Origin of the sequence: Pseudomonas sp. RW409 (genome assembly GCF_003184125.1) — a bacterium.
GTDB lineage: Bacteria > Pseudomonadota > Gammaproteobacteria > Pseudomonadales > Pseudomonadaceae > Aquipseudomonas > Aquipseudomonas chlororaphis_I.
Genome location: NZ_QHHP01000004.1, coordinates 372,964 through 380,724, shown reverse-complemented (window position 1 = coordinate 380,724; position 7,761 = coordinate 372,964). Strand labels below are relative to the sequence as shown.

7 protein-coding genes are annotated in these 7,761 nt (G+C 66.4%); 5 read left to right on the top strand and 2 right to left on the bottom strand.

The features are described 5' to 3' along the window. Positions 1 to 152: 152 nt before the first annotated feature. From DK261_RS04255 to DK261_RS04245, 3 genes are read left to right on the top strand one after another with little or no spacing between them, the layout of a single operon-like run. The gene (locus DK261_RS04255) at positions 153 to 1,748 is read left to right on the top strand and encodes an ABC transporter permease (RefSeq protein ID WP_110175324.1); all 1,596 of its coding nucleotides are present in this window, start codon (positions 153 to 155) and stop codon (positions 1,746 to 1,748) included. Beyond that, positions 1,745 to 2,572, top strand: coding sequence for an ABC transporter ATP-binding protein (locus DK261_RS04250; protein ID WP_009046395.1), 828 nt, complete (start codon positions 1,745 to 1,747; stop codon positions 2,570 to 2,572). The genes DK261_RS04255 and DK261_RS04250 overlap by 4 nt, the downstream gene beginning before the upstream one ends. A gap of 14 nt (positions 2,573 to 2,586) precedes the next feature. Further along, positions 2,587 to 4,197: an arylsulfatase gene (locus tag DK261_RS04245; protein ID WP_101281633.1), complete on the top strand. Its 1,611-nt coding sequence runs from the start codon at positions 2,587 to 2,589 to the stop codon at positions 4,195 to 4,197. Positions 4,198 to 4,454: 257 nt separating this feature from the next. On the opposite strand, the gene DK261_RS04240 is transcribed toward DK261_RS04245, so the two are convergent. Next, positions 4,455 to 5,528, bottom strand: a complete 1,074-nt coding sequence (locus tag DK261_RS04240) for a fatty acid desaturase (protein WP_110175323.1) — start codon at positions 5,526 to 5,528, stop codon at positions 4,455 to 4,457. Between the two features lie 100 nt (positions 5,529 to 5,628). On the opposite strand from DK261_RS04240, the gene DK261_RS04235 reads away from it, so the two are divergent. Continuing rightward, positions 5,629 to 6,633 (top strand): AraC family transcriptional regulator, encoded by a 1,005-nt coding sequence (locus DK261_RS04235; protein ID WP_009046392.1) that lies wholly within the window; start codon positions 5,629 to 5,631, stop codon positions 6,631 to 6,633. Positions 6,634 to 6,742: 109 nt separating this feature from the next. Here DK261_RS04235 and DK261_RS04230 read toward each other — a convergent pair whose 3' ends face one another. Beyond that, entirely contained in the window at positions 6,743 to 7,429 is a 687-nt protein-coding gene (locus DK261_RS04230) for a Crp/Fnr family transcriptional regulator (RefSeq protein ID WP_110175322.1), read from the bottom strand. Positions 7,430 to 7,531: 102 nt separating this feature from the next. Between DK261_RS04230 and DK261_RS04225 the strand changes: the two genes are divergently transcribed. Further along, positions 7,532 to 7,761: Mpo1-like protein (locus tag DK261_RS04225; protein WP_146218513.1), on the top strand; the 230-nt coding region annotated here is incomplete at its 3' end.

Below are 7,761 nucleotides of genomic sequence, written 5' to 3'. Positions count from 1 at the left end.
CTGTAGGAGCGAGGCTTGCCCGCGATAGGCCGCAGGCCGGTGGTGGCCCTGTTGCGACCTTGAGGTCGCCATCGCGGGCAAGCCTCGCTCCTACAGAAGAAGAAAGAACAGAAGAAAAAAGATGCAGCACAACCCGACAACGGAGATCGCCCATGGCCCGTGTTTCCCTTCTCAGCTTGCCGTTGGCCGCGCCCGCCGATAAGCCGCTGTCCTGGCCGCGCATCCACCGGCGGCTGTTGCCCTGGTTGCTGCCCCTGGGCCTGTTCGTCCTGTGGTGGCTGGCCAGCCGCAATGCCTGGATGAGCGAGCAGATCCTGCCGGCACCCGCGCTGGTCTGGAGCAGCGCGCTCGAGCTGGCCGGCGGCGAGTTGTGGAGCCATCTGGCGATCAGCCTGCAACGGCTGGCCTGGGGCCTGCTGGCAGGTATCGGCGCCGGCGCCGTGCTGGGCGCGGCACTGGGCTCCAGCCGGCGCCTGGAGCGCCTGGTGTTCCCGACCTTCGCCGCCCTGGCCCAGGTCCCGACCCTGGCCTGGATCCCGCTGTTCATGGTGTTTTTCGGCATCGGCGAACTGCTCAAGCTGGTGGTCCTGGTCAAGGCCATCGTGGTGCCCGTGACCCTGCATACCCTGGTCGGCGTGCGCGACGCCCAGCCCAGATTGCGCGAAGCCGCCGCCGTGCTGCGCCTGCCGCCGCACCTGCTGATCCGTCGGCTGATACTGCCCGCCGCCCTGCCCGCCTTCATGGCCGGCGTGCGCCTGGCCCTGGCCGCCGGCTGGACCTCTCTGCTGGCGGTGGAGCTGCTGGCCTCCAGCGAAGGCATCGGCTACCTGATGGTCTGGGCGCGCCAGCTGTTCATGCTGGATATCGTCTTCGTCTGCATCGTGGTGATCGGGGTGATTGGCGTGGCCATGGACCGCAGCATCGGCCTGCTGGACAAGGCCCTGGTGCACTGGCCGCACCCGGCCATCGCGCAGATCCGCCGCGGCCCGCGCTACCAGGGCTGGCAACGCCTGCAACCCTGGCTGCTACCGCTGTTCCTGCTGGCGCTGTGGCAAGTGGCGAACCAGTTGGAATGGGTCGACGCCAACATTCTGGTGAGCCCGCTGGCGGTGCTGCAAACCACCTGGAACGGCCTGCTCGACGGCAGCCTGTCCGGCGGCCTGGGCCTGAGCCTGCGGCGCACCCTCGGTGGCCTGTTGCTGGGCGGCGGTCTGGGGTTTGCCCTGGGCCTGCTGCTGGGCCTGTCGCACCTGAGTGAACGGATTCTGGGACCAACCCTGGCGGCGCTCCGGCAGATCGCCATTTTCGCCTGGGTGCCGCTGCTCACCGCCTGGTTCGGCCTGGGGGAACTGGCGAAATGGGTATTTGTCGCCCTGGCTGCGTTCTTCCCGCTGTTTATCGCCACCCAGCGCAGCGTCGCCAACCTGTCGCCGCAACTGACCGAGGCGGCGCAAGTGCTGCGCCTGAACCTCTGGCAACGCCTGCGCCGCCTGGTGCTGCCAGGTGCCGCGCCAGGGATCTTCGCCGGGCTGCGCCTGAGCCTGATCTACGCCTGGCTGGGGACCATCGGCGCGGAATATTTCATGCCGTCCAACGGCGGCATCGGCAGCCAGATGATCGGCGCCCAACAACTGCTGCGCATGGACCTGATCCTCGCCGGCATGCTCCTGGTGGGCCTCACCGGCGCCCTGCTCAACCTCATTGGCCAACAGCTCGAAACCCGCGCCACACGCTGGAGACACGCATGAACGCACTCGTACCTTCCCCCATCGTCAGCTTCAACCAGGTGGGCAAGACCTTCGAGGTCGCCGGCGGCGAACTGGAGGCGATCCGCGAATTCAACCTGGAAATCGCCGAGGGCGAATTCGTCGCCATCGTCGGCTCCAGCGGCTGCGGCAAATCCACCCTGCTGCGTCTGCTGATCGGCCTGGATACGCAGTTTCGCGGCGAGATCCGCGTCGACGGCAAGGCCGTCAACGGCATCGGCGGCGAACGCGGCATCGTGTTCCAGGAACACCGCCTGTTCCCCTGGCTGACGGTCGAGGAAAACATCGGCCTGGGCCTGGTCAACGAAGCCCTGAGCGCCAGCGAACGGCAAACCCGCATCGCCGATTTCATCGAGCTGGTGGGCCTCACCGACTTCACCCGCGCCTACCCGCACCAACTCTCCGGCGGCATGGCGCAACGGGTGGCCATCGCCCGCGGCCTGGTGGCCAGCCCGCGCATCCTGCTGCTGGACGAACCCTTCGGCGCCCTCGATGCGCTGACCCGCCAGCAGATGCAGGACGAACTGCTGGCGATCCGCGAACGGGCCAGGATCACCACGGTGCTGGTCACCCATGACGTCGAGGAAGCGATCTTCCTCGCCGACCGCGTGGTGGTGATGGAACCGCGCCCCGGCCGGATCAAGCGGGTGGTGGACATCGCCCTGCCCCATCCGCGCCAGCGCAGCAGTTTCGACTTCCACCAGCTGCGCGAAGAACTGCTCCACGAACTGACCAGCGACGATCACTACCAGGTGCCTTTGCCCGCCCAGATCCGTGACCTGCCACTGGCCTTTATTGCTTGCTGATAAGGAGTGAATAGATGCCGCAACGTCCCAACTTCCTGGTGATCCTGGCCGACGACCTGGGCTTTTCCGATCTCGGCGCCTTCGGCGGCGAAATCGCCACGCCGAACCTCGATGCCCTGGCTTTCAACGGCCTGCGCCTGACCGACTTCCACACCGCGCCGACCTGCTCGCCGACCCGCTCCATGCTGCTCACCGGCACCGATCACCATATCGCCGGCATCGGCACCATGGCCGAGGCCCTGACCCCGGAACTGATCGGCAAGCCGGGCTACGAGGGCCACCTCAACGACCGTGTGGTGGCCCTGCCCGAGCTGCTGCGCGACGCCGGCTACCAGACCCTGATGAGCGGCAAATGGCACCTGGGCCTGACCGCCGAACTGGCGCCCCACGCCCGTGGTTTCGAGCGTTCGTTCTCGCTGTTGCCCGGCGCCGCCAACCACTACGGTTTCGAGCCGACCTACGACGAAAACACCCCGGGCCTGCTCAAGTCCACCCCGGCGCTGTACATCGAGGACGACCGCTTCATCGACGAGTTGCCCAAGGACTTCTATTCCTCCGACGCCTTCGGCGACAAGCTGCTGCAGTACCTCAAGGAGCGCGACCAGACCCGGCCGTTCTTCGCCTACCTGCCGTTTTCCGCGCCGCACTGGCCGCTGCAGGCCCCCGAGGAAGTGGTGGCCAAGTACCGTGGCCGTTATGACGCCGGCCCCGAGGTGCTGCGCCTGGAGCGCCTGGAAAAGCTCAAGCAACTGGGGCTGATCGAGGCCGATGTGGAGCCTCATCCGCTGCTGGGCCTGAGCGCCGAATGGGCGGCCCTGAGCGAGCAGCAACGGCAGGTTTCCGCGCGGGCCATGGAGGTCTACGCGGCGATGGTCGAGCGCATGGACTGGAACATCGGCCGGGTGGTGGACTACCTGCGCAAGCAGGGCCAGCTGGACAACACCTTTATCCTGTTCATGTCCGACAACGGCGCCGAAGGCGCGCTGCTGGAGGCCTTCCCCAAGTTCGGCCCGCAGCTTTTGACCTACCTCAACCAGCACTACGACAACAGCCTGGACAACATCGGCCGCGCCAACTCCTACGTCTGGTACGGCCCGGCCTGGGCGCAGGTCGCCACCGCCCCGTCGCGCCTGTTCAAGGCCTTCACCACCGAAGGCGGGATCCGCGTGCCGGCGCTGGTGCATTACCCGCAGCTGTCGCTCAAGGGCCGGATCAGCCACGGCTTCGGCACGGTGATGGACATCACCCCGACCATTCTCGACTTGGCCGGCGTGCGCCATCCGGGCAAACGCTGGCGCGGCAAGGAGGTGGCGCCGTTGCGGGGCAAGTCGTGGCTGGGCTTCCTGTCCGGCGAGACCGCGCAGGTGCACGACGAACACACGGTCACCGGCTGGGAGCTGTTCGGCCGCCGGGCGATTCGCCAGGGCCAGTGGAAAGCGGTGTACATCCCCGGCCCCGTGGGCCCGGCGACCTGGCAGCTGTACGACCTGAGCCAGGACCCGGGGGAAATCCACGACCTGGCGCAGAGCGAGCCGGACAAGCTCGAGGCGTTGATCGGCCATTGGCAGCAGTACGTGGACGAAACCGGGGTGATCCTCAGCGCCTCGCCGTTCCAGCCGGATTGATCCCGTAGCCGCTGCCGAAGGCTGCGATAGGTCCGCAGGACCTCCTAGGACCTTGAGATCGCTGCGGCCGTACCGGCCGATCGCAGCCTGCGGCAGCGGCTACAGGGTTGTGCAAGGCGCCGGGGATTGCGGCGTCCGGGTAATCGTTATCGCGGGCAAGCCTCGCTCCTACGGATGGGCGTCGTTCATAAATGTCGCGAACGACACAGCTCTGTAGGAGCGAGGCTTGCCCGCGATTGGCCCTCAACGCCGATCCATCACGCCCTGACGCCCCGCACCACCTGCGCCGCCGCCTGTTCCTTGCGGGTAAAGCGATTGGCCCGGCCGAAGGTGCCGAAATCGTTGAAGCGCACGCCCATCTCGGCCATCACCTTGTGCGCCACCGGCGCAGTCAGCTGGCGGATGTAGAAGGGTTCCTTGACCACGAAATGATGGATGCCGTGGGTGCTGCCGAAATTGAAGCAGAACGCCTGCAACGGCCACAACCACCAGGGGTTGAGCACCTGGGTCTGCTGGATCACGTTGCCCGCTTCGATGTCGCCGTAGTAGTGCATGTTCGAGCTGACGAAGTGCAGGCAAAAGGTGCGCAGCACATTGGGGCCGATGATCACCACCACGGCGATATCGATCACCTGCATCACCGCCAGGGTGTCGGCCGACCAATCGATGGGCGAACCCAGCAGCGCGGCGACGCCATTGGCGGCGTGGAAGCCGAGAAACACATACCAGGCCCCCCAATGCAGCAACGCCAGCGGTGCGTACACCTTCAGGGTGCGCTTGAGGATGTTGCGCTTGTGCGCCCAGGTCTTGGCCCGCAGGGTGCGGATCAACGACGACATGACGTTGTCGCCAACCATCAGCAGCCGGGCGAAACCCCAGGGCTCGCCGTTGGTGATGGCGCGCTCCTCCATGTCCGCCTCGGTGCCGGACACCTTGTGGTGATTGAGGTGCAAATGACGGCGGATCCAGGGATTGATGGTGCTCGGCCGCGCCAGCCAGACCAGCGCCAGCATCAGGTTGTGGGGGATGCGCTGCTTGCGGAAATACATGCTGTGGATCAGGTCGTGTTCCAGCTCGTGGGTCAAGGAGGCGAAAAATGCGTTGAGCAGCAGGCAAGCCCACCAGGCCATGTACCCGCCGATATAGAGCGCCGCCGAGCCGATCATCCCGGCCAGGGCCAAGGCCAGGATGCCCGCGCCCAACGCGTCCTGATGCTTGAGCAGCGGGTAGCGCTCGCGCAACTCGACGCCCCTGGCCAGCACCACCTCACGAATATGCGCCGATCGTTGCTGAGCATTCAGCCGGTCGGGACTTGCAGAAGTACCGTGCATGCTTCCATCCTCTGGTTATTGATGTTCGCATCCTGCCCTGCGCCCGCGCGCCGGGCGCTAGCCGCGGACGCCAACCTGTTGACCGGACGCGCCAACCGCCATGACCGAACCCACTTCCCTCGCCAGCTGGACCCGCGCCCTGCGCAAGCAGCTCGATGCCCTGGGCCTCGACAGCACCGCCCTGTGCCACCAGGCCGGGCTCGACCCGCAACTGATGGACGACCCCAACGCCCGCTACCCGCTGTCGGGCACTACCCGCCTGTGGCAGCTGGCGGTGCAGGCCAGCGGCGACCCGGCCATCGGCCTGCGGGTCTCGCGCTTCGTCAGCCCGACCACCTTCCATGCCCTGGGTTATGCGCTGGTGGCCAGCGGCAGCCTGCGGGAAGTGTTCGAGCGCATCGTGCGTTATCACCAGGTGGTCAGCGATGCCCTGGAGCTGGAGCTGACCCGCACCGAGGACCGTTATCGCTTTCGCCTGAAGGTCCCCGAGGGCAACCCGGAACCGGCGTTCGAGGCCATCGACGCCTTTGTCGCGATCTACGTGCGCACCTGCCGCAACCGCCTGGGCCGCGACTATGCGCCGCTGGCGGTGTACCTGCGGCGCCCCGAACCGGTGGACCCCAAGCAATGGCACACAGTGTTTCGCGCGCCGGTGTTTTTCAGCGCCGACGAGGACCGCCTGGAGTTCGGCCTGCACGACTTCGACAGCCACCTGGACGACGCCAACCCGGAACTGGCCGAACACAACGAGGCCGTGCTCAAGCGCACCCTGATGCAACTGCAACCCTTGACCTGGGAGCGCAAGGTGCGCGGGGTCATTGAGTCCCAGTTGCCGGAAGGCGAACCCTCGGCCGAACGGGTCGCCCAGGCCCTGCACCTGAGCCTGCGCAGCCTGCAACGCCACCTGGCGGACGAGGGTTGTCGCTTCGACACCCTGCTCAACGAATGCCGGGAGAACCTCGCCCTGCTGCACCTGCGCGACCCGCAGTGTTCCCTGAGCGAGATCAGTTACCTGCTGGGGTTCGCCGATGCCAGCAGCTTCAGCCGCGCGTTCAAGCGCTGGACCGGGATGACGCCGGGGCAGTTTCGCGATGGGTTGCGTTAACTGGGAGACTGGCGGTGCTAGTGCCGGCCTCATCGCGAGCAAGCTCGCTCCTACATGAACAACGCAGGCCCCTGTAGGAGCGAGCTTGCTCGCGATAGCGATCTGACGGTCAAACCCCGGCCAATATCCGCAACCGGTCTTCGTCGAGGATCTCGATCTCGCCATACCCCAGCTTGAGAATGCCCTGCCCCTGCAAGTCCTTGAGGATCTGGTTGGTGGTCTGGCGCGACAGCGACAGCAGCAGCGCCAGTTGCTCCTGGGGCAGGTGCAGGACTCGGCGCAGGGTGTCGGTCTCGCCGTAGCCGCGGGCGATCATCAACAGGCGGTTGGCCACCCGCGCCGGGGCCGGCATCAGGCTCAGCTGTTCGAGGTTGATAAAGGTCAGGCGCAGCTTGTGGCTCATCAACAGCGCCAGCTGCCGCCAGTATTGCGGGTGCTCGTCCAGCAGTTCGAGCAGCGCCGCCTGGGGCACATTGAGCAGGCTGCACGAGCCCACGGCATAGGCGTCATGGGTACGCGGCTGGCCGTCGAACAGGCAGATCTCGCCGAACCAGTGCGGCGCCTCCACCAGGCTCAGCAGCGCCTCCTTGCCCTCCTCGCTGACCGCGCCGATGCGCACCGTGCCTTCCAGCACCGCGTACAAGCCGCAAGGCGGATCGCCGCGCTGGAACAGGCGCTGGCCCGGCGCCAGCGGGCGCAAACGGGCATTGGCCAGCAGACTATTCTGTAATTCAACGGGCAAGCGGCTGAACCACTGGCCGCTCATCAGGCGCTCACGCCAGACCTGCATCTTCATCGATAGCGTTATCCACACGGGCAGCGAGCCGATTGTCGCCTAGCTGACAGAGCCGGCAACCGGCGCAGGGCATGATTCGATCACCCTACAGGAGGAACAACAATGAAAAGCCTCGTCGACCATCTCAGTCAATACGCCGCCTACCACCGTGATCCGCGCAACATCGCCAGCCACTTTATCGGCATTCCGCTGATTGTGCTGGCCGTCGCGGTCCTGCTGTCGCGCCCCGCCTGGCCGGTCGCCGGGCTGTGGTTGTCGCCGGCGCTGTTGCTGGCGCTGGCGTCATGCGGGTTCTACCTGCGCCTGGAGTTGCGCCTGGGGTTGCTGATGAC